Source organism: Pseudomonas sp. 14P5.3.2 (assembly GCF_057799175.1).
Genome location: NZ_JBYOKU010000002.1, coordinates 60226 through 83165, shown reverse-complemented (window position 1 = coordinate 83165; position 22940 = coordinate 60226). Strand labels below are relative to the sequence as shown.

General features: G+C 61.2%; 20 protein-coding genes. All 20 read left to right on the top strand.

Annotated features, from left to right (window positions below; genetic code table 11):
• Positions 1–10: 10 nt before the first annotated feature.
• The 20 genes from tssC to AC27VU_RS02005 all read left to right on the top strand — a co-directional run bounded on the left by tssC (position 11) and on the right by AC27VU_RS02005 (position 22940).
• Positions 11–1486, top strand: a complete 1476-nt coding sequence (gene tssC / locus AC27VU_RS02100; RefSeq protein ID WP_003229584.1) for a type VI secretion system contractile sheath large subunit — start codon at positions 11–13, stop codon at positions 1484–1486.
• 9 nt (positions 1487–1495) lie between these two features.
• Complete coding sequence (tssE, locus tag AC27VU_RS02095) at positions 1496–1903, top strand: type VI secretion system baseplate subunit TssE (protein WP_003229582.1); 408 nt, start codon at positions 1496–1498, stop codon at positions 1901–1903.
• 11 nt (positions 1904–1914) lie between these two features.
• On the top strand, positions 1915–2439 hold the full coding sequence (locus AC27VU_RS02090; protein ID WP_488723308.1) for a PAAR domain-containing protein: 525 nt from the start codon (positions 1915–1917) through the stop codon (positions 2437–2439).
• A gap of 1 nt (position 2440) precedes the next feature.
• Positions 2441–3091, top strand: a complete 651-nt coding sequence (locus AC27VU_RS02085) for a hypothetical protein (protein ID WP_098966309.1) — start codon at positions 2441–2443, stop codon at positions 3089–3091.
• Between the two features lie 5 nt (positions 3092–3096).
• Positions 3097–3453, top strand: coding sequence for a hypothetical protein (locus AC27VU_RS02080; protein ID WP_225136803.1), 357 nt, complete (start codon positions 3097–3099; stop codon positions 3451–3453).
• Positions 3454–3500: 47 nt separating this feature from the next.
• On the top strand, positions 3501–3725 hold the full coding sequence (locus AC27VU_RS02075) for a hypothetical protein (RefSeq protein ID WP_098966306.1): 225 nt from the start codon (positions 3501–3503) through the stop codon (positions 3723–3725).
• On the top strand, positions 3722–4144 hold the full coding sequence (locus AC27VU_RS02070) for a hypothetical protein (RefSeq protein ID WP_027610383.1): 423 nt from the start codon (positions 3722–3724) through the stop codon (positions 4142–4144). Before AC27VU_RS02075 ends, AC27VU_RS02070 begins: the two co-directional genes overlap by 4 nt.
• 69 nt (positions 4145–4213) lie before the next feature.
• A complete protein-coding gene (tssF, locus tag AC27VU_RS02065; protein WP_003229572.1) occupies positions 4214–6001 on the top strand; it encodes a type VI secretion system baseplate subunit TssF in 1788 nt (595 codons plus the stop codon).
• The gene (tssG, locus tag AC27VU_RS02060) at positions 5965–6972 is read left to right on the top strand and encodes a type VI secretion system baseplate subunit TssG (RefSeq protein ID WP_003229570.1); all 1008 of its coding nucleotides are present in this window, start codon (positions 5965–5967) and stop codon (positions 6970–6972) included. Before tssF ends, tssG begins: the two co-directional genes overlap by 37 nt.
• A gap of 11 nt (positions 6973–6983) precedes the next feature.
• Positions 6984–9641 carry a type VI secretion system ATPase TssH gene (gene tssH / locus AC27VU_RS02055; protein ID WP_488723307.1) on the top strand — a complete coding sequence of 886 codons (2658 nt, stop codon included), beginning with the start codon at positions 6984–6986 and terminating at the stop codon, positions 9639–9641.
• Between the two features lie 10 nt (positions 9642–9651).
• On the top strand, positions 9652–11172 hold the full coding sequence (locus tag AC27VU_RS02050) for a sigma-54 interaction domain-containing protein (RefSeq protein WP_488723306.1): 1521 nt from the start codon (positions 9652–9654) through the stop codon (positions 11170–11172).
• 351 nt (positions 11173–11523) lie between these two features.
• Positions 11524–11664, top strand: coding sequence for a hypothetical protein (locus tag AC27VU_RS02045; RefSeq protein ID WP_003229566.1), 141 nt, complete (start codon positions 11524–11526; stop codon positions 11662–11664).
• Between the two features lie 18 nt (positions 11665–11682).
• Complete coding sequence (gene tagH / locus AC27VU_RS02040; RefSeq protein ID WP_096795407.1) at positions 11683–12876, top strand: type VI secretion system-associated FHA domain protein TagH; 1194 nt, start codon at positions 11683–11685, stop codon at positions 12874–12876.
• A 5-nt stretch (positions 12877–12881) separates the two neighbouring features.
• A complete protein-coding gene (gene tssJ, locus AC27VU_RS02035) occupies positions 12882–13382 on the top strand; it encodes a type VI secretion system lipoprotein TssJ (protein ID WP_003229563.1) in 501 nt (166 codons plus the stop codon).
• Between the two features lie 2 nt (positions 13383–13384).
• On the top strand, positions 13385–14716 hold the full coding sequence (gene tssK / locus AC27VU_RS02030; protein WP_007962327.1) for a type VI secretion system baseplate subunit TssK: 1332 nt from the start codon (positions 13385–13387) through the stop codon (positions 14714–14716).
• 5 nt (positions 14717–14721) lie between these two features.
• On the top strand, positions 14722–15597 hold the full coding sequence (gene icmH / locus AC27VU_RS02025; RefSeq protein WP_103483741.1) for a type IVB secretion system protein IcmH/DotU: 876 nt from the start codon (positions 14722–14724) through the stop codon (positions 15595–15597).
• A gap of 12 nt (positions 15598–15609) precedes the next feature.
• Positions 15610–19149 (top strand): type VI secretion system membrane subunit TssM, encoded by a 3540-nt coding sequence (tssM, locus tag AC27VU_RS02020; RefSeq protein WP_488723305.1) that lies wholly within the window; start codon positions 15610–15612, stop codon positions 19147–19149.
• Positions 19149–19877 carry a PP2C family protein-serine/threonine phosphatase gene (locus AC27VU_RS02015; RefSeq protein ID WP_488723304.1) on the top strand — a complete coding sequence of 243 codons (729 nt, stop codon included), beginning with the start codon at positions 19149–19151 and terminating at the stop codon, positions 19875–19877. The genes tssM and AC27VU_RS02015 overlap by 1 nt, the downstream gene beginning before the upstream one ends.
• The gene (locus AC27VU_RS02010) at positions 19874–20875 is read left to right on the top strand and encodes a serine/threonine-protein kinase (RefSeq protein WP_488723303.1); all 1002 of its coding nucleotides are present in this window, start codon (positions 19874–19876) and stop codon (positions 20873–20875) included. Before AC27VU_RS02015 ends, AC27VU_RS02010 begins: the two co-directional genes overlap by 4 nt.
• A gap of 28 nt (positions 20876–20903) precedes the next feature.
• Positions 20904–22940, top strand: a complete 2037-nt coding sequence (locus AC27VU_RS02005; RefSeq protein WP_488723302.1) for a type VI secretion system Vgr family protein — start codon at positions 20904–20906, stop codon at positions 22938–22940.

Below are 22940 nucleotides of genomic sequence, written 5' to 3'. Positions count from 1 at the left end.
AGCCAACACAATGAGCACTAGCGCAGCACAAGAGAAGAGCGCCGAAAGCGGCGAGTACAGCATTCTCGACAGCATCATCGCCGAAACCCGTCTGACTCCGGACGACGAAGCCTACGACATCGCCAAGCGTGGCGTGTCGGCGTTCATCGAAGAACTGCTCAAGCCGCAGAACAACGGTGAGCCGGTCAAGAAGGCCATGGTTGACCGCATGATCGCCGAGATCGATGCCAAGCTCAGCCGTCAGATGGACGAGATCCTGCACCACCCGGACTTCCAGGCTCTGGAATCGTCGTGGCGTGGCCTGCAGTTGCTGGTCGACCGCACCAACTTCCGCGAAAACATCAAGATCGAAATCCTCAACGTCTCCAAAGAAGACCTGCTGGACGATTTCGAAGACTCGCCGGAAGTCATGCAGTCGGGCCTGTACAAGCACATCTACACCGCTGAATACGGCCAGTTCGGTGGTCAGCCGGTGGGCGCGATCATCGCCAACTACTTCATGTCCCCAAGCTCGCCGGACGTGAAACTGATGCAGTACGTGGCCAGCGTTTCGTGCATGTCCCACGCGCCGTTCATCGCTGCGGCCGGCCCGAAATTCTTCGGTCTGGAAAGCTTCACCGGCCTGCCGGATCTGAAAGATCTGAAAGACCACTTCGAAGGCCCGCAATTCGCCAAATGGCAGAGCTTCCGTACTTCGGAAGACTCCCGTTACGTCGGTCTGACCGTGCCGCGTTTCCTGCTGCGTAACCCGTACGATCCGGAAGAAAACCCGGTGAAATCGTTCGTGTACAAGGAAACCGTCGCCAACAGCCACGAGCACTACCTGTGGGGCAACACCGCGTTCGCGTTCGGCACCAAGCTGACCGACAGCTTCGCCAAATTCCGCTGGTGCCCGAACATCATCGGCCCACAGAGCGGTGGCGCAGTTGAAGACCTGCCGTTGCACCACTTCGAAAGCATGGGCGAAATCGAAACCAAGATCCCTACCGAGGTTCTGGTCTCCGACCGTCGTGAATACGAACTGGCCGAGGAAGGCTTCATCTCCCTGACCATGCGCAAAGGCTCCGACAACGCGGCGTTCTTCTCCGCCAGCTCGGTGCAGAAGCCGAAGTTCTTCGGCATCAGCGCAGAAGGCAAGGCGGCAGAGCTGAACTACAAGCTCGGCACCCAACTGCCGTACATGATGATCGTCAACCGCCTGGCTCACTACTTGAAAGTGCTGCAGCGCGAGCAACTCGGTTCGTGGAAAGAACGTACCGACCTCGAGCTGGAACTGAACAAGTGGATCCGCCAGTACGTGGCCGACCAGGAAAACCCGAGCGCCGAAGTGCGTGGCCGTCGTCCGCTGCGCGCTGCGCAAGTGATCGTCAGCGACGTTGAAGGCGAGCCGGGCTGGTACCGCGTCAGCTTGAACGTGCGTCCGCACTTCAAGTACATGGGTGCCGATTTCACCCTGTCGCTGGTTGGCAAGCTGGATAAAGAGTAAGAGCAGCTCATGGACGGATACGGCAGCCTTTTCGAACGCCTCAACGGCGATGCGGAACTACGCAAGGGCAGGAGCCTCGAGGCTTCTGCCATGGCGTCGGTGGCTGCCCACCTGGCCAAAATGCTCAGCACCCGGGCGGGCAGCGTGCAAACGCTGTCCGACTACGGGTTGCCCGATCTCAATGACATGCGCCTGAGCCTGCACGACTCCCTGAGTCAGGCCCGCCTGGCCATCGAAAGCTTCATCGAAGCCTACGAACCGCGCCTGAGCAACGTGCGTGTCATTTCCCTGCCGCGTGACCACGACCAGCTGCGGCTGGCCTTCAGCATCGAAGGCCTGCTGGAAGTCGAGGGTTTCAAGCGTCAGGTCAGTTTTTCCGCGCGCCTGGATGGCAGCGGTCAAGTGAAGGTCACCTAAGGAGATTCCCGATGTCTGGCAAACCCGCAGCACGCGTATCCGACCCCACCGCTTGCCCACTTCCAGGCCACGGTACCAACCCGATCGCCGCCGGTTCCGGCGACGTGTTCTTCGACGGCCTCGCGGCCGCCCGCCAAGGCGATGCCTCGGCGTGTGGTGGTGCGTTGGTTGGCGATCTGGCGACCACGGTTTTGATCAATGGCAAGCCGGCTGCGACCGTAGGTTCGGTTGGTACTCACGGCAATAAAGTCACGGCAGGTTCCGGCACGGTGATTATCGGTAATTCGCATTCGCCGGCGCCGTTTGTGCCACCAATTCCGTTGAACATATTTGGCTTTGATGTACGTGTTCAGTTAATGGACCCAGTATCGGGAGCCCCACTTAAAAATATTGCATACACCGCTACGCTTGAGGATGGTTCGGAAATTCGAGGCGTAACAGACGATACCGGACTATCCAAGTCGCTGGGCTCAAAAGCTCAAATCCAAAATATACAAATTTCGGCTATACCAAATTGGTTGGTTAGGGGAGAGTGAAATGCCTCAAGCCGTAAAAGTCGCAACTGTAGCGACCACTCCTGCTAAGGATAAGACCCCAGTACAAATTTACTTGGTAAGTGATCATGATTTTGTGATTCCTGTTGTGTTTCCGGACTACAAAATTCATGTGGAGGCTTTGGGTATTAGTCATAAGTTCTCTGACCTAGGTCACGCAGGTGTACTAATTGTCAACGGTAAAACGGGGCTGACGAAGTACGGAGAGTACGGGCGCTATGAAGGAGCAGGTCCACCGGGAATTGTGAGGTTACGCCCCGTTCCTAATGTGACGATCAAAGGCGGAGCGATTACTGAGTCATCACTCAAAAAAACGTTGAGAAGTATGTCTTTAGCTTATGGTCAGTCGAGCAATGTGTCTGGGGTTGTGCTCAGGGGGGCCGCTTTTTCTCAGGCCGAAGCGTGGCTTAAAAATAAAGAAAAAGACAACGACAACATGAATAGAGAACCGTACAGCATAAGAAGCCACAACTGCATGACGTTTGTGGCTGATTTAGTTGATAGTCTGGATCTCGGTGCGCCTAAAAGATCCTATTTTGCAGTGATACCAAAAGATTATATGGAGGATTTCCAAGAAACAAAGCCAGATCTGGATTACACATTCAGCAGCGATACGTTGGAGATAAAAGATTGATCTGGTTGAAGCGTTTTCTGATGGCCGTTGGTGCACTGTCTCTGTTGATAGCATTCGGGGTAATGTTTTTTATGGATTTTTCAGAAGATAAGCCGCATGTACTCAGCGAATATCCAAATGCTCATTGGAGAGGTGGTGCTGATGGAGGTCAATACATTGAAGTGACTAAGTCAGAACCTCCATATTATTTCGTTCAAGTCAGGCATGAAAGTGGTGAGTTGTGGGATGAAGGATGGCTCAAGTTTGGAGACGAGAATAGCGAGCCACTCACATCTAACAGTGTAATTGCCTTTTCAGGAGAAGGTGTTATTTATCTTCAGCAACGCAAAGTCCTAAGTTCTGAAAAAGCTAAAGCGAAATAGCTATGAGCAAATATTGAAAGGCATTCTTGGGTATACGTTGGAAGCTGATGAAAATATCTGAAGCAGGTGAAATTCAAGGCTACCTCGCCTTTGTTGCCGACAGCGACCTGTTCGGCTGGCTGGCCCTGTTGAGCTTTTTTTTACTCGCGGCAGCAATTTTTCCCGCTGCTCGGAAATCGCGCCTGCATCGTGTGATGACGTTTTCGGTTCTGGTAGCCATTGTTGCTATCCATGGCTTTGGTTCGTGGTATGGGAATTTGAGGCTTGCATGAGTAGCTACGTTCGTCTCGCCCTATGCCTATTAATCCACGCCCTCGGATGCGTGGCTTATGCATTTTTGAATGACGCGGTTGTGCATGCTTACAGGCTTTTTAACGGCGGATTTACCTCCCATGGTGTCGCCATCGGCATTGCGAGTTACGCACTGTTTTACATTTTTCTGGGCGTCAACCTGATCGTTGCGCTGATTCCAGGTCTGGTCGCCAAGCTGGCCATCCTTTTTCTGATGGTGGGCTTCATCCTGCTCTGGATGCTACCCGACAATCCGTTAAGAGCCCTGTTTTACGGCGTGGCCCAAGGCTGCGTCACGTTGCTGGCGATCCTCACCACTCAAGTCATCGAGTTGCGTTGGGCTTTGCGAAACATCGCAGGTCGCATTCAGCCAAGTCAGCCTGCAGGTGCAATCCAATGACCAGGTCGGACATCCAGCGTAATCCGCAGGACAGTTATTCCATGAGTTCCACTACCAGGCAGGTAACCCGTGTCCTTTAACCACTACTACCAAAGCGAACTCACCGCACTGCGCCAACTGGGCCGCCGTTTCGCCGAGCGTAGTCCGGCGTTGGCGCCGTTCCTGGGCCAGGCCGGGCGGGATCCGGATGTGGAGCGGTTGCTGGAAGGCTTTGCGTTCCTCACCGGGCGGCTGCGGCAGAAGCTCGATGACGAGCTGCCGGAGCTCAGCCATTCGCTGATGCAGTTGTTGTGGCCGAACTACATGCGCCCGCTGCCGGCGTTCAGCATTTTGCAGTTCGATCCGTTGAAGCGTTCCGGGCCGGCGCTGTTGGTCGAGCGCGATACGCCGATTGAAAGCAAACCGATCGAAGACGTGCGTTGCCGCTTCCGCACCTGCTACCCGACTGAAGTCCTGCCGCTGGATCTGGCCGCGCTGAACTACTCGGTGAAGGGCGACGGTTCGCTGCTCAGCCTGCGTCTGGAGATGAGCGCCGACGGTCACCTCGGTGAGCTGGAGTTGAGCAAACTGCGCCTGCACTTTGCCGGCGAACGCTACATCAGCCAGATGCTCTACCTGAGCCTGCTGCGCAACCTGGAAGGCATTGAGCTGATCCCGCTCGACGGCGCTGGCAAGCCAATCGATGGCGTGGCCGGCAAGCCGATGGCGTTCAAGATTCCGGGTGACCGGGTCAAGCCAGTGGGCTTTGCCGAAGAAGAAGCGTTGATCCCGTATCCGCTGAACACTTTCCGTGGCTATCGCTACCTGCAGGAATACTTCGCCTTCCAGGACAAGTTCCTGTTCGTCGACGTCAACGGTCTGGACATCCTCAAGGCGCTGCCGGAAGACACTCTCAAGCAGATGCGCGGCCTGGAGTTGCGCTTCGATATCCGCAAGAGCGGGATCATGCGCATGCGTCCGACGCTGGATAACGTGAAGCTGTTCTGCACGCCAATTGCCAACCTGTTCGCGCACGACGCCTTGCCGATCCGCCTCGACGGCAAGCAGGATGAATACCTGCTGCTGCCGGCGGAATACGATCTGGAAAACTGCGGTGTGTTCTCGGTGGAAACCGTCACCGGCTGGAAGCCCGGCGGCCTCGGTTATCAGGAGTACGTACCGTTCGAATCCTTCGAGCATGACCCGAGTTTCGACGTACCCAACAGCCGTCCGCATTACAGCATCCGCCAGCGTTCGTCGTTGCTGCATGACGGCCTCGACACCTACCTGAGCTTCGGCATCCGCCACACCGAAGCCCACGAAACCCTGTCGATCGAGCTGATGTGCACCAACCAGAACCTGCCGCGCAAGCTCAAGCTCGGCGACATCTGCATGGCCTGCGAAGAGACCCCGGAGTTCTTGAGTTTCCGCAACATCACCCCGGCCACTTCGAGTTTCGCGCCGCCGCTGAACCGTGACTTCCTGTGGAAGCTGATCAGCAACATGTCGCTCAACTATCTGTCGCTGGCCGACGTCAACGCGTTGAAGGTGATTCTCGAAACCTACGACCTGCCGCGCTACTACGACCAGCACGCGGAGAAGGTCAGCAAACGCCTGCTCGGCGGCCTCAAGCACATCAAGCACCACCACGTCGACCGGCTGCACCGTGGCTTGCCGGTACGTGGTCTGCGCACCGAACTGACCATCGACCCGGAAGGGTATATCGGCGAAGGCGACCTGTTCGTTTTCGCTTCGGTTCTTAACGAGTTTTTCGCGCTTTACGCCAGTCTCAATTCGTACCACGAGCTGCGGGTAAAAAGCACACAGGGAGAGGTGTACCAATGGACACCACGTATGGGCCTGCAGCCCCTGCTTTAAGCGGGCTGACCAAGGTAATACGCGAGTACTCGCTGTTTCAGGCCGTGCTGCTGGTGATCGACCGGCTGCGCGAGGCGCACCCGTACCTCAGCGAAGACGATTTGTACGATCAGGTGGAGTTCCAGGCCAACCCGAGCCTGGGCTTTCCGCGCAGCGACGTCGATCGCGTGGAGTTTTTCGAAGAGCACGGGCAGATGCGCGCGCGCATGCGTTTCAACCTGATCGGGCTGGTCGGCTCCGGTTCGCCGCTGCCGGCGTTCTACGGCGAACAGGCCTTGGGCGACAGCGAGGACGGCAACCCGACGCGCAACTTCCTCGACCTGTTCCACCATCGCCTGCAACGACTGATGCTGCCGATCTGGCGCAAGTACCGCTATCGCGCCAGCTTCCAGAGTGGCGCGATCGACCCGTTCTCCTCGCAGCTGTTCGCGCTGATCGGTCTGGGTGGCGACGAGATCCGCAAGGCCAAGGAACTGAACTGGAAACGCCTGCTGCCGTACCTCGGTTTGCTCAGCTTGCGCGCGCACTCCGCGGCGCTGATCGAAGCCGTGCTGCGTTACTACTTCAAGCACGAAGACCTGGTCATCGAGCAGTGCATCGAGCGTCGCGTGGAGATCCTCGACGAGCAGCGCAACCGCCTCGGTCGCGCCAACAGCCTGCTCGGTGAAGACCTGGTGCTGGGCGAGCAGGTGCGCGACCGCAGCGGCAAATTCCGCATTCACATCACCGAACTCGACTGGGAGCGATTCCACGAATTCCTGCCGATCGGTTTCGGTTACCAGCCGCTGTGTGCGCTGGTGCGGTTCACCTTGCGTGACCCGCTCGATTACGACATTCGCCTGGTGCTGCGCCCGGAAGAAATCCGCGAACTGCGCATTGGTGAGAAGAACGACTGTCGCCTGGGGTGGACCAGTTGGCTGGGCTGCGAAAAGGCAGACGGCGTGGTCACCCTGGGCAGCAAAATTCATTAAGGACGTGAGCCATGATCAACGTAGACCTGCAACAACTCATCCAGGCGCTGGACGCCGAAACCCGTCGCGATCTGGAGCGTTCCGCTGAACGTTGCGTGGCCCGTGGCGGCAGCAAGATCCTCGTCGAAGACCTGCTGCTGGGTCTGCTGGAACGTCAGAATGGCTTGCTGTCCCGCGCTTTGCAGGATGCCGATGTCGACGCCGGTGAACTGAGCGCCGCGCTGCAATCTCGCGTTGAACACAGCGCCTCGCGCAACCCGGTGTTTGCCCCGGAACTGGTGCAGTGGCTGCAAGACGCGCTGCTGGTGGCCAACCTCGAACTGGGCCAGACCCAGGTCGAAGACGCCGCGTTGATCCTCGCGCTGCTGCGCAACCCGATGCGTTACGCTGGCAGCCGTTACCAGCCGCTGCTCGCCAAGCTAAACATCGATCGCCTGAAGGAATTTGCCCTGTCGCAACAGGAGCAACCGGCCGCCAACGGCAAGCCGGCGGCGCAGGGCGAATCGCTGCTGCAGCGCTTCACGCACAACCTTACCCAACAGGCCCGCGACGGCAAACTCGACCCGGTGCTGTGCCGCGATGGCGCAATCCGGCAGATGGTCGACATCCTCGCCCGTCGCCGCAAGAACAACCCAATCGTGGTCGGTGAGGCCGGTGTCGGTAAAACCGCCATCGTCGAAGGCCTGGCCTCGCGCATCGCTGCCGGTGAAGTGCCGCAGGTGCTCAAGGGCGTTGAACTGCTGTCGCTGGACATGGGCCTGCTGCAGGCCGGCGCCAGCGTCAAAGGTGAGTTCGAGCGGCGTCTCAAAGGCGTGATCGACGAGGTCAAAGCCTCGCCGAAACCGATCGTCCTGTTCATCGACGAAGCCCACACCCTGATCGGCGCTGGCGGCAATGCCGGCGGTTCCGACGCGGCCAACCTGCTGAAGCCGGCACTGGCCCGTGGCGAACTGCGCACCATCGCCGCCACCACCTGGGCCGAGTACAAGAAATACTTCGAGAAGGACCCGGCGCTGGCCCGTCGTTTCCAGCCGGTGCAGTTGCATGAGCCGACCGTCAGCGAAGCGGTGACCATTCTCCGTGGTCTGGCGCAGGTCTACGAGAAGAGCCACGGCATCTACCTGCGGGATGACGCGGTGGTCTCCGCTGCCGAGTTGTCCGCCCGCTATCTGGCCGGTCGCCAACTGCCGGACAAAGCCGTCGACGTCCTCGACACCGCGTGTGCCCGCGTGCGCATCAGCCTCGCCGCCGCTCCGGAAAGCCTCGAACGCCTGCGTGGCGAACTGGCCGAAGGTGGCCGTCAACGTCAGGCTCTGCGCCGCGATGCCGAGGCCGGTTTGCTGATTGACCACGAAGCGCTGGATGCGCTGGAAGCGCGACTGGACGAAGCCGAAAGCGAAATGGTCGCGCTGGAAAGCCTGTGGACCGAACAGAAGCAGCTGGCCGAGCGCCTGCTGGAACTGCGTCAGCAACTGGCCAAGGCTCGTGAAGCTGCTGCCGTCGAGCCGACCGTCAGCGTTGAAGAAGACGCCGAAGGCACGGTGATCGAAACCCTCGCCGCCGAGGTCGAGGAAGGCCAGAGCGTCGAAGCGCTGGAAGCCGAGCTGCACCAGACCCACAGCGCCCTGACCGCTGCGCAGGTCAAGGAGCGTCTGGTCAGCTTCGAAGTCTGCCCGCGTCTGGTGGCCGAAGTGATCAGCGCCTGGACCGGCGTGCCCCTGGCGCAACTGGCCCGCGAACACAACGCCAAGGTCGCGAGTTTCGCCACCGACCTGCGCACGCGTATCCGTGGTCAGGAACAAGCCGTGCACGCTCTGGATCGCTCGATGCGCGCCACCGCCGCGGGCCTGAACAAACCGGATGCGCCGGTCGGCGTGTTCCTGCTGGTCGGCCCGAGCGGCGTCGGCAAGACCGAAACCGCGCTGGCCCTCGCTGACCTGCTGTACGGCGGTGACCGTTTCATCACCACCATCAACATGTCCGAGTTCCAGGAGAAGCACACCGTCTCGCGTCTGATCGGTGCGCCACCGGGCTACGTCGGTTACGGCGAGGGCGGCATGCTCACCGAAGCGGTGCGGCAGAAGCCGTATTCGGTGGTGCTGCTCGATGAGGTCGAGAAGGCCGATCCGGACGTGCTCAACCTGTTCTACCAAATCTTCGACAAGGGCGTGGCTAACGACGGCGAAGGTCGCGAAATCGATTTCCGCAACACCTTGATCCTGATGACCTCGAACCTGGGCAGCGACAAGATCAGCGACCTCTGCGAAGACGGCGCCCGCCCGACCGCCGAGCTGCTGGAAGAGACCATTCGCCCGGTGCTGAGCAAACACTTCAAACCGGCGCTGCTGGCGCGGATGAAAGTGGTGCCGTACTACCCGGTCGGCGGCCCGGTGCTGCGCGAGCTGATCGAGATCAAGCTCGGTCGTCTCGGCGAGCGCCTCAACCGTCGTCAGCTGGATTTCAGCTGGTGCCAGAACCTCGTCGATCACCTGTCCGAGCGCTGCACGCAAAGCGAAAGCGGCGCGCGCCTGATCGACCATCTGCTCGACCAGCACGTGCTGCCGCTGGTAGCCGATCGTTTGCTCGATGCGATGGCCACCGGTGAAAGTCTCAAGCGTGTGCATGCCACGCTCGACGGCAACGCCAGCGTGACGTGCGAGTTCGCCTGAGGTGGGTGTGATGTTCACTCAAGTGCCGCAGCCACTGGTCTATGCCGAAGCCTTGCTGGCGCAGTTCGCCAGCCTGTCGCGCGCGGCGGACGGTGCTGCGCTGCTGGGTGACTTCGTGCGTGGTCTGGCCGAGCTGAGCGGTTGCGAATTGACCCAGCTGTACCTGCTCGACGCCACCCACACCTGCCTGGGGATGAACGCCGAATGCCTCGACGGCGCGCTGCAACCGCGCGCCGCCACCAGCCTGCCGGCGGACTACAACGGTGAGCAACTGCTGCAGTTCGCTCTGTGCCAGAACCGCGTGGTGTGCCTGGATGATCTGGGTGCCAGCCTGCACGAAACCAGTTTCCTGCCGGCCACCGCCGGAGCTTGGCAATCGCTGCTGTGCGTGCCGCTGGTCAATCAGCAGAAGGCAGTAGAAGGCCTGTTGCTGTGCGCCAGTCGCCGTCACGTCGATCTGCAGGGTTTTGCCGATTCCCTCGGCCAGCTCGGCTCGTTCGTCCTTGGTCAGTTGCACTTGCTGCAACGCCTGCGTCAGCCGGTCGGGGTCGAGACGCCAGTGAGTCGTAGCATGCCGAGTCTCAACGGCTATGGCCTGATCGGCAAGAGCGCGGCGATGCGCCAGACCCACTCGCTGATCAGCAAAGTCCTGCACAGCCCGTACACCGTGCTGTTGCGCGGCGAGACCGGTACCGGCAAGGAAGTGGTGGCGCGGGCAATTCACGATTGCGGTCCCCGTCGCTCCCAGGCGTTCATCGTGCAGAACTGCGCGGCGTTCCCGGAAAACCTGCTGGAAAGCGAGCTGTTCGGCTACCGCAAGGGCGCCTTCACTGGCGCTGATCGCGACCGTACCGGACTGTTCGATGCGGCCAACGGCGGCACCTTGTTGCTCGATGAAATCGGTGACATGCCGCTGTCGCTGCAGGCGAAGATTCTGCGGGTGTTGCAGGAAGGCGAGATCCGCCCGCTGGGTTCCAACGACACGCACAAGATCGACGTGCGCATCATCGCCGCGACGCACCGCGACCTGGCGGTGCTGGTCAGCGAAGGCAAATTCCGCGAGGACTTGTACTACCGCCTGGCACAGTTCCCGATCGAACTGCCGGCCCTGCGTCAGCGCGAAGGCGACATCCTCGATCTGGCCCGGCACTTCGCCGACAAGGCCTGCGCTTACCTGCAGCGCGACCCGGTGCGTTGGTCCGACGCGGCGCTTGAACACCTGTCCGGTTACACCTTCCCCGGCAACGTGCGGGAACTCAAGGCACTGGTCGAGCGCGCGGTGCTGTTGTGCGAGGGCGGCGAATTGCTGGCCGAGCATTTCTCCCTGCGCATGGAGCCGATGCCCGAAGACCATAGCGGCCTGAACCTGCGCGAACGCCTGGAGAAAGTCGAACGGACTTTGTTGCTCGACTGCCTGCGCAAGAACGACGGCAACCAGACCCTCGCTGCCCGCGAACTGGGCCTGCCGCGCCGCACGCTGCTCTACCGCCTCGGGCGCCTGAATATCAACCTGGGTGACTTCGATGGTTGATCTGAAATTGATCGCTGCGTCGAGCCGTATTCCTGTGGCCAATGATTTGCTTGGGGCTTGCAGATTACCTGTGGCGAGGGAGCTTGCTCCCGCTCGGCTGCGCAGCAGTCGCAACCCGATGAACTCGGTTTCCCTGAGGCACCGCAGTGTCTGGTTTTGGGGCTGCTGCGCACCCCGGCGGGAGCAAGCTCCCTCGCCACAAATTGCTCATTTGCCACAAGAGGTACTTGTACCTCGCTGGTCTGGCTCAAGGCCCCGATGTAGAGCCTTCGAGACCACCCAAAGAATTAATTTCAGCGCCGCCCGCAAGGGTCGGCGCTTTGTGCTTTGTCTACCCCTGGAGACCCTCTGATGTCTGTTCGTCACTGGCACGCTGTCCTGCTGACCCTCGTCGTTCTATGCGGCCTTGGCGGCTGTAGCGGCAATTACAAATTCAACGACAACGACTATCGCCCGTTGGGTGATCCGCAAGCGGTCAATCGCGGCAAGTGACCGCAAGGAGCATCAAACATGGAATTGGTTTTCGAAATGCTGAACACCAAGCAGTTCGTGCCCACCGAGTTGTGCCAGAAGACCTTCAAACAGGCTGGTGGCGTGATCGGGCGGGGCGAGGACTGCGACTGGATCATTCCTGACCGCAAGCGTCATCTGTCCAATCACCACGCGATTGTCAGCTACCGCGAGGGCACGTTTTTCCTCACCGACACCAGCAGCAACGGCGTCCAGGACGGCGGCAGCGGCGCACGCCTGCACAAGGGCGAACCGGTGCGCATCGAGCACGGCAGCACCTACGTGCTGGGTGACTTCGAGATTCGTGCGCGGCTGGTGCGTGACCCGGCGACCTTCGATGGTGAAGTCGGCCGTCCGCGTGCCGCTGGCAGCATCATTCCGGACGACGCCTTCCTCGACCTTGATCCGCTGAACGCGATTGAACAGCAAGAGCGTGTCTATTCGGAAATCGACGAACTGTTGGCCCCGACCGCCAAGCCCGAGGACTCCCGTCAGCGCGCCGACTATGCACGCATCGACATGGAAAGCCTGATGGTGCCGGAGCTGATCGCCCCGGTTGAGCCCGAGCCAGCTCCGGCCCCGAAGGTCGTCGAGCGGCAGAGCGAGGGTTTCTGGGAGCATTTCGGCGCGGCGCTGGGCGTTGACGTCAAAGGCCTGGATCACGACGCCCGCGAAGCGCTGGCACTCAACGCCGCACGTCTGCTGCGGCAGAGCATCGGCGGTTTGCAGCAGAGCCTGCGCACCCGTTCGGAGCTGAAAAACGAACTGCGTCTGGCCCAGACCACCGTGCAAGGCACCAACAAGAACCCGCTGAAATTCGCCGTCGATCCGAGCGAAGCGCTGGAGATTCTGTTGCAGCCGCACAAGCCTGGTCATCTCCCTGCCGAGCAGGCGATTTCCCGTGCGTTCCGCGATCTGCAAGCGCATCAGGTCGCGCTGCTTACCGCCAGCCGCGCCGCCGTGCGCGGCACCCTGGAGCACTTCTCGCCGGAGCAACTGACCCTGCGTTTCGAGCGCGACAACAAGCCGTTGATCGCCACGTCGGGCGGGCGCTGGAGAGCGTTCGGCCGTTACCACCAGGCACTGCGTCAGGACGATGACTGGAGCGAGCGCCTGCTGGCCCGCGATTTCGCCCAGGCCTACGAAGAACAGATCCGCCTGATCTCCACCCTCCACACCGACCACCAAGGATGATGCGCATGTCTCGCCGCTCGACCGCTTTTTTCAAGACGCTGACTGCGCTCACCGTACTGGTGCTGCTCGCCGGTTGCTCGTCGCTGTCGCCGTACTCGAAAGTGACCAAAGTCAATCTGAAGCTGACCGGCAGCGATCAGCTCAACCCGGACCTCAACGGTCGTCCGTCGCCGATCGTCGTGCGCCTGTTCGAACTCAAGCACCCGGTGACTTTCGAGAACGCTGATTTCTTCAGCCTCTACGAGCGCGCCAAGGAATCCCTCAACCCGGATCTGGTGGCCAGCGAAGAACTCGAACTGCGCCCGGGTGAGACCGTGGAAATGAAGCTCAGCGTGGAGGAGGGCAGCCGCTACGTCGGCGTTCTTGCCGCCTACCGCGATCTGCCGGAAACCAAGTGGCGCTACACCGTGCAGGTCACGCCGCTGGAACTGACCGATGCCGATCTGACCCTGGATCAGGCCGGTATCCGCAACACCCATGAAGCGCTCGCCAAGGCGGATGACTGATCATGAATACCCATAAAGTCATTTGGCAGGAAGGCATGCTGCTGCGGCCGCAGCACTTCCAGCACAACGATCGCTACTACGATCACCAGATGAAAACCCGCACCCAGTTGCTGGGTGGCTACACCTGGGGTTTCCTCAATCTGGAGATCGACCTGCAGTTCCTCAACATGGGCAAACTGGTGATCAGTGCCGCGTCGGGAATCCTGCCGGACGGCAGCCTGTTCGAACTCGGCGGCAACACCGAGCCGCTGGCGCTGGACGTGCCGCCGAACACCGGCAACACGCCGATTTACCTGGCGCTGCCGTTGGTCACCGGTAACCACATCGAAGCGCGCCGTCCGGAGCAATCCGACGTGCTGGCGCGGTACACCGCGTATGACGCCGAAGTGGCTGACTCCAACGCCGGCGACGATTCCGCCAGCCAGGTCAGCTGTGGCCGCCCGGACTTCAAACTGTTGCTCGGCGAGCAGCAGAGCGATCAGGCCTATGTGAAGCTGAAGATCTGCGACGTGCTCGACACTACGCCGGACGGCGTGATCAGCCTCGATCCGGATTTCGTACCGACTTACATCCAGGCCCACGCTTCCAGTTATCTGCTGTCGTGCCTGAAAGAAGTCATCAGCATGCTCAACCACCGTGGCGACACGATTGCCGAGCGGATTCGCTCCAACGGCAAGGTCGGTGGCGCGGAAGTCGGCGACTTCATGATGCTGCAACTGATCAACCGTACCGAACTGCTGCTGCGCCACTACCTCGGTCTGGAGCAGGTGCACCCGGAAGAGTTGTACCGCACGCTGCTGACCATGCTCGGTGATCTGGCGACCTTCTCCAGCGACAGCAAGCGCCCGCGTCTGGACAGCCGCTATTCCCACGCCGATCAGGGCGCGAGCTTCCGCAAACTGATGGAAGCGATTCGTCAGGTGCTGTCGATGGTGCTGGAACAGCACGCTATCGAACTGATCCTGCAGGCGCGTCAGTACGGGATCATCGTTTCGCCGTTGCACGACCACAAACTGCTCGGCTCGGCGTCGTTCGTGCTGGCGGCAAGTGCCAACTGCGACTCCGAAGAACTGCGCCACCGCTTGCCGGCGCACCTCAAGGTCGGCCCGGTGGAGCGCATCCGCCAACTGGTCAACCTGCACCTGCCGGGGATCAAGGTCAAACCGTTGCCGGTGGCCCCGCGGCAGATCGCGTTCCACTCGAACAAAACCTACTTCATCCTCGAACTCAGTTCCGAAGACCTGGCGCAACTCGAGCGCTCCGGCGGCTTCGCGTTCCACGTGTCCGGCGAATTCGCCGAGCTTGAACTGAAATTCTGGGCCATCAGGAACTGACCGACATGATCAAGGAAACGGATTACAACCAGGACGACAAAACCGTCCTGCTCGATCGTCAGGGCCACGGACCGGCAGCCAGTCCGCTGACCGACTTCGCCGCGCCGCCGCGCTTCGAGCAACTGGAAGAACGGATGATCTACGCCGCGCGCCTGCGCCCGGCTGAGGCGTTCAACATCAGCCTCAATTCGCTGGTGGCGGCGTCGTCCGAACTGCTCTCGGAAGTGGTGCGCCTCAAGCACAGCGAAACCCGCGAAGACCTCTACGCGCTCAACGAGCGCCTGACCGCCGGGCTCAAGCTGTTTGAAGTGCGCGCGTTGCACAACGGCGCCGAAAGCAGCCAGGTAATGGCCGCCCGTTACGTGCTCTGCACCGTGGTCGACGAAGCTGTCGTGACCACGCCGTGGGGCAACGAAAGCGAGTGGTCGCAGATGAGCCTGCTCAGCAGCTTCCATAACGAGACGTTCGGTGGCGAGAAGTTCTTTCAGCTGCTTGATCGGCTGTCGAAGAACCCGGTCAAACACCTGCCGATGCTTGAGCTGATGTACCTGTGCCTGTCCCTCGGTTTCGAGGGCAAGTACCGCGTGCAGGCGCGTGGCATGCTCGAACTTGAAGGCATCCGCGACGCCCTGTACCGGCAGATCCGCCAGTTGCGTGGCGACGTGCCGCGCGAGTTGTCGCCGCACTGGGAAGGCCTCAACGATCAGCGCCGCAACCTGGTGCGCATCGTGCCAGCGTGGATGGTGGTGCTGTTCACTGTCGTCTGCCTGGTGGTGATGTATTCGGGCTTCGCCTGGGTTCTGGGCGAGCAGCGCGACACCGTTCTGCAACCCTATCAGCCGATCGATCCGGCCGCGGTTCAACCGCAGTCGCAGCCGTAACAGGGACGTGTGATGAAAAAGTTTTTCAAGAAAGTCGGCGCCTTCCTGCGCAAGACCTGGGTCTGGACCTTGCTGCTGGTGCTGTTCGTGGCATTGCTGGTGTGGTTCGTCGGCCCGTTGTTGGCGGTGGATGACTACAAGTTCTGGGAGAGCGCGACCTCGCGCCTGCTGACCATCAGCGTGCTGTTCCTGATCTGGGGCCTGACCATGGTCTTCGTCAGCTGGCGCGCGGGCATCCGCAAGAAAGCCGTCGAAGAAACCGAAGACGGTCAGGATCGCATTCGTCGTGACGAGCTGATCGAAGAAGAGCAGAAAGAGTTGAAGGCGCGCTTCAAGGACGCGCTGAAAACCCTGAAGACCTCGAGCCTGTATCGTGGCCGCAGCGAACGCTGGCGCAACGACTTGCCGTGGTACCTGCTGATCGGTCCGCAGGCCTCCGGCAAGACCAGCCTGCTGGACTTCTCCGGCCTGGAATTCCCGATCAACAAGATCGACCGCAAGCTGACCCGCGACACCCTCGGCACCCGTCATTGCGACTGGTACTTCGCCGACCACGGTGTGCTGATCGACACTGCCGGGCGCTATACCACGCAGCCGGACGCGGAAGTCGACGGCAGTGCCTGGACCACCTTGCTCGAGTTGCTGCGCAAGCGTCGTCGCGGGCGTCCGTTGAACGGTGTGCTGGTGACCATTCCGGTGGAATCCCTCACCGGTGGCAGCGAGCAGGACATCGACACCCTGGCGCGCCAGGTGCGCGGTCGTCTGCAAGACGTCTATCAGAAACTGCACGTCGATGTGCCGGTGTATCTGGTGCTGAGCAAGGCGGACAAGCTGCTCGGTTTCGACGAGTTCTTCGATCAACTGACCCGCGAAGAAAGCGATCAGGTGCTGGGGACCAGTTTCCGCAAGGATCAGGTCGGCACCGACGTCGCGGTACTGCGCGGCGAGTTTGAAGAGCTGCTGCGGCGCCTGAACAATCAGGTGATCATGCGCATGCACTCCGAGCGCGATACCCAGCGCCGTGGCCGCATCCTCGACTTCCCGCATCAACTGGGGCAGATCGGCGAGCGCCTGTGCCTGTTCGTCGACCTGGCGTTCACCGGCAACCGTTACCAGCGTGCGACGCTGTTGCGTGGTTTCTACCTGACCAGCGCTCCGCATCTGACGCAGGAAATGGACGCGACCACTGCCGGCATCGGCGCCAACCTGGGCATGAATGCCGGTGTGCTGCCGACCCTGCGCAGCGGCCGTTCGCGCTTCATCCATCATCTGCTCAGCCGGGTGATCTTCCCCGAGTCGGATCTGGCCGGTCTGGACAAGCGCGAGCGCAGCCGCATTCATTGGGGCCAGCGTGCGTTGTACGTCGGTGCACTGGCAGCACTGGCCCTGTTCGGCATGCTCTGGGCCGGTGGTTTCTCGGCCAACTATGAGCGTCTGGAAAACCTGCGCACCTTGGCGCAGAACTGGACTCAGCAGCGTTCAGCGCTGACCCCGCGTGATGATGCGATGGGCGTGCTGAAAACCCTCGACACCAGCTACGCCGCGACTCAGGTGTTCCCGAAGAAAGGCGACGTCTCGTACCACGAGCGTGGCGGTCTGTATCAGGGCGAAGACGTCAATCCGGTGGTCAGGCAAGCCTACGAGCATGAGCTCGAAGCGCAATTGCTGCCACGGGTCGCGACCCTGCTTGAAGGGCAGATCCGCGCCAACATGAAGGACCGCGACAAGCTGCTCAACAGCCTGCGTGCGTACCTGATGCTGAACATGAAAGACCGTCGTGACGCGGCGTGGCTCAAGGACTGGGTCGCCACTGACTGGTCGCAGCGCTACACCGGCAACACCGCGGTGCAGAACGGCTTGAACACCCACCTCGAACGCCTGCTGAAGCAGCCGTTCATCTACCCGCTGAACGATCAACTGGTGACTCAGGCACGTCAGGTACTGCGCGCCGAATCGCTGGCCACCGTGGTCTACCGCATGCTCCGCGAGCAGGCGCGCAACCTGCCGGAATACCGTTTCAGCCAACACCTCGGCCCGCAGGGCTCGCTGTTCATCGGCACCGAATACGTGATCCCGGGGTTCTACACCCAGCAGGGTTATCAGCAGTATTTCTCGGTGCAGGGCTCGGCGCTGGTCACCGACATCCTGCGTGACAACTGGGTGCTGGGCGAAGGCGCGGGCATCAGCGACATGGACTTGCGTCGCCTGATGGTCGAACTGGAGCAACTGTACTTCCGCGACTACGCCAACTACTGGAGCGAAGCCGTTGGCCAGGTGGCCTTGCCGCCGATCAGCGACGCCGGTGAAGGCGCCGAGCAACTGGCGGGCCTGACGTCGGCCAACTCGCCGGTGCTGGCATTGCTCACTGAAGTGCGCGAGAACACGCGCTTCCCGGCTGCTGCCGATCCGGTGGATGAAGCCGGTGATGCTGCCGATGCACTGGCAGGGCAGAAAGGCAAACTGGGCAAGGTCGGCAAACTGGCCCCGGCTGTCGCCGACAAGGCTTCGGCGCTGAACGTGGCGAAAAGCCTGCCGGACACCGCGAAGAAATCCCTGCAACGTCGCTTCGAGCCGCTGCATCGTTTGCTCGATGACAACAACGGCCCGGCCGCTGACCTGACCCCGGCCCTCACCGCGCTCAACGACCTGCAACTGCAACTGTCCGGTCTGGCCCGTTCCAGCACGCCGGAACAAGCCGCGTTCGAAATGGCGAAAACCCGCATGAGCGGCCAGCGTGATGCGCTGACCAACCTGCGTGCGGCCTCGGGTCGCCTGCCGCGTCCGCTGAGCGTGTGGTTCAACGTGCTGGCCGAGGACTCGTGGCGCCTGGTGCTCAACGATGCCTACCAATACCTGAACGGCCGTTATCAGAACGAGCTGTACAGCGTGTATGGCAAAACCATCAGCAAGCGTTATCCGTTCAGCGCCAGCAGCACCAGCGACGTGGCGATCAGCGACTTCCGCGAGTTCTTCCGCGCTCAAGGCACCGTCGACCGCTTCTTCGACAGCTACATGCGTCCGTTCGTCAGCGGTGATCCGGGCAACTACCGGATGCGCAGCGTCGACGGTCACAGCCTGCCGGTGTCGAAGATGTATCTCGACCAGATGGCGGCGGCGCTGACGATTCGCCAGAGCTTCTTCTCGATCAACCCGGCCGAGCCGACCGTGCAGTTCAAACTGGAACCGTACACCCTCGACCCGGCGGTGAGCCGTTCCGAGTTCAAGTTCGGCGACAAGACCATCGAATACCGTCACGGTCCGATTGTGCCGGTGTCGTTCAAGTGGCCGACCGATGCTGAAGACGGTCGCACCAGTCTGGTGATGGACAAGATGGCGGGGCGTCCGATCGGTATCGAGAAGAACTCCGGCCCATGGTCGCTGTTCCGTCTGTTCGACCTGATGCAGACCGAGTACCTGACCGGTCGCGACGTGCTGGTGCTGAAAGCCGACGTGGGTGGCCTGCGCGCCAACTACCTGCTGACCAGCCAGCGCACGCCGAACCCGTTCGACATGGGCGTGCTGCGCACCTTCCGTATGCCGGTGCAGCTCTGATGCTGGTGGCCAGTCCCTGGCGCAGCGCGGCGCGTACCGACCCGGGCAAGGTGCGGGCGCGCAACGAAGATGCCTTCCTCGATAATCCACAGCAGGGGCTGTGGGTGGTCGCGGACGGCATGGGCGGTCATCAGGGTGGCGACATCGCCAGCCAGCTGATCGTCGCCAGCCTGGCTGAACTGCCGCAGCACGAGAACTTCGACGAACGCCTCAAGGCCATCCGCCAGTGCCTGCACTGGTTGAACCGGCGCTTGGGGCAGGAGTTGACGGTCACCGCCGGACGCCACGACAGCATCATGGGCAGCACCGTCGTGGCGCTGCTGGTGGAAGGCAATCGCGCGGCCTGCATCTGGGCCGGCGACAGCCGTTGCTACATGTGGCGCGGGCAGCGGCTGTATCAGCTGTCCAAAGACCATTCGCTGCAGCAGCAACTGATCGACGAGCAACAGATGAGCGTCGAACAGGCGGCGGCGCACCCGGCGGCTCAGGCCTTGACCCGAGCCGTCGGCGCCGCCGAACAGCTGACCCTGGATGTCCTCGAACTCGAGGTCTATCCGGGCGATGCGTTTTTGCTGTGCAGCGATGGTTTGTATCAGGGCCTGAGCAGCGATGCCCTCGGCAACGCCCTCAGCCTCAGCGCGCCGCACGTGGCGCTGGAACGTCTGTTCGACGGCGCCCTGCGTGGCGCCGCCCGGGACAACCTGACTGCCGTGGTGATCCGCCAATGACTGAAATCGAATCCTCAGTCGATGACTTGCTGATGAGCGAAGAGCAGGCCAGCAACCTGACCTACTTCGCCTTCGCCAAGGCAAACAACGCCGAGCCGCTGCTGGCGCCGACCAAGGCCAGCATCGGTGCATTGCCGGACGTACTCGCCGGCCGCTACCACCTCGAGCGTCTGCTCGGGGCGGGCGGCATGGGTGCGGTTTACAGGGCGCGAGATCTGCTGCACGAGCAGTTCGGCGATCCCGACCCTTACATTGCGCTGAAAATCCTCAGCGAAGAATTTGCCGAATCGCCGGACGCCAGTGCCTTGCTCTACAGCGAGTTCGCCCTGACCCGACGCCTGCGCCACGACAACGTCGTGCGTGCACATACTTTTGAAGTCGATACCGACTGCCAGCGGGCCTTCATCACCATGGAATACATGCGTGGCCTGACCCTGGACAAATTGCTCTGCGAGCGGCCTCTGGGCCTGCCGTGGAAAGAACTGCGCGACATCGCGTTGCCGCTGCTCGATACGCTGGCCTACGCCCACCGTCGCGGCGTGCTGCACGGTGACATGAAACCGAGCAATGTCATGCTCAGCGAAGACGGCCTGCGCCTGTTCGACTTCGGTCTCGGCCAGGCAGACGAAGGCGTGTTGCCCGGCCTGCCGCACCTGAGCCGCGAGCGTTTCAACGCCTGGACCCCGGGCTACGCCGCCCCCGAACTGCTTGAGGGCCAACCGTTGTCGGCCAGCGCGGACGTGTATGGCGTGGCCTGCGTGATCTATGAACTGGCGAGCGGCAAACACCCGTTCCGCCGCTTGCCCTCGACCCAGGCCCGCGACGAGCACCTGGAGCGCGAGCTGCAAGCCCCGGCGAACTTACCGAAACACGGCTGGCCAGCGCTGCGAACCGCGCTGAGCTTCAATGCGGCAGAACGCACCATCACTGCCCAACAATTGCGTGACGCCTTGGGCGCCACTTCGTCCTGGCTGCAACGGTTGCGACTTCGGGCGTAACGGACGACATTCGAACAGGGAGCGCTTTATGTTCAACCCAGCTAACGAAACCCACTTCAGCCTCAAGGTCGAAGACTACGTGGGCGACCTGCAAGTGCTGTCGTTCACCGGCACCGAAGGCATCAGCCAGCCGTTTCGTTTCGACCTCGAACTGGTCAGCGAAAACCCCGATCTGGACCTGGAAAAACTCCTGCACAAGCAGGCGTTTCTCGCATTCGATCCACAGGGCTCGGGCATTCACGGGCAGATATACCGTGTCGCCCAGGGCGATGCCGGCAAGCGCCTGACCCGCTACAAGGTCTCGCTGGTACCGCAACTGCAATACCTGCATCACCGCACCAACCAGCGCATCTACCAGCAGATGTCGGCGCCGAAAATCATCGCGCTGATCCTCGACGAACACGGGATCAAGGGCAACGCCTACAGCTTCCAGCTGAGCCAGCCGTGCCCGGATCGCGACTACTGCGTGCAGTATGACGAAACCGACCTGCACTTCGTCCAGCGCCTGTGCGAAGAGGAGGGTATTCACTACCACTTCCAGCACAGCGAAAAAGCTCACCTGCTGGTGTTCGGCGACGACCAGACGGTGTTCCCCGACCTCGGCCAGCCGACTGCCTACATACAGGGCAGCGGCATGGTCGCCGAAGAACCGGTGATCAAAGGCTTCAAGCTGCGCCTGGAAACCCGCACCAGCCGCACCACGCGTCGCGACTACGACTTCGAAAAACCGCGCCTGCAGATGGAAGCGGCTTACAAGCCGGATGGCGAGAGCACTGAACCGGATCTGGAAGACTACGACTACCCGGGCCGCTTCATCGACCGTGCGCGCGGCAAGTTCCTCAGCCAGCGCGCCCTCGAACGCCACCGCGCCGACTACCGCCAGGCCGAAGGTCGCGGCGACCAGACCAAACTGGTCAGCGGCCACTTCATGGCCCTGTCCGACCACCCGCGCAGCGAGTGGAACGACCTGTGGCTGCTCACCGAAATCTTCCACGAAGGCAAACAGCCGCAAGTCCTCGAAGAAGGCGTGACCAGCGACACCACCGACAACAAGGACGACTTCCACCAGGGCTACCGCAACACCTTCCTCGCCACCCCCTGGGACGTGTTCTACCGCCCGGCCCTCGAACACCCGAAACCACGCGTCCTCGGCAGCCAGACCGCCATGGTCACCGGCCCCAAAGGCGAAGAAATCCACTGCGACCAATACGGTCGCATCAAAGTGCAATTCCACTGGGACCGCGAAGGCCTGGCCGACGACAAAACCAGCTGCTGGCTGCGCGTCTCCAGCTCCTGGGCCGGCGACCGCTACGGCGCCATCTCCATCCCGCGCGTCGGCATGGAAGTCCTCGTCACCTTCCTCGAAGGCGACCCCGACCAACCCCTCGTCACCGGCTGCCTGTACCACAAGGAAAACCCGGTGCCGTACGCCCTGCCGGCAAACAAAACCCGCAGCGTCTTCAAAACCCTCAGCTCCCCGGGTGGCGGCGGTTACAACGAGCTGCGCATCGAAGACAAGAAAGGCGCCGAACAAATCTACATCCACGCCCAGCGTGATTGGGATGAAAACATCGAGCACGACCAGAAGATTCGTGTCGGCAACGAACGCCACGACACCGTGGTGAAGAACACTTACACCGAGCTCAAGGCCGAAGAGCACCGCACCACCATCAGCGACCGCAAGGTTGAAGCGAAGCTGGATGATCATCTGACGGTTGGGCAGAACCAGCATGTGAAGCTGGGTACGGCGCAGCTCACCAGCGTGGGGAAAGAGATTCACCTCAAGGCTGGGGACAAGATTGTTATTGAGGCGGGGACGGAGCTGACGATTCTTGGGGGTGGGAGCTTTATCAAGCTCGATGGTGGTGGTGTGACCGTGGTTGGGCCGGTGGTGAAAATTAATGCGGGTGGCTCAGCTGGCTCCGGCACCGGGATCGGGATTAAACCGCCGGTGCTGCCGGGGGCGGCGGATAAGGATAAGGCGGGGAGTTTGATGGATCAGGCGTTGTTGAATGCGCCGCCTGAGAAGGTTAAGCCGAAGGCTTTTTTTGTGTTTTCTGAGTGA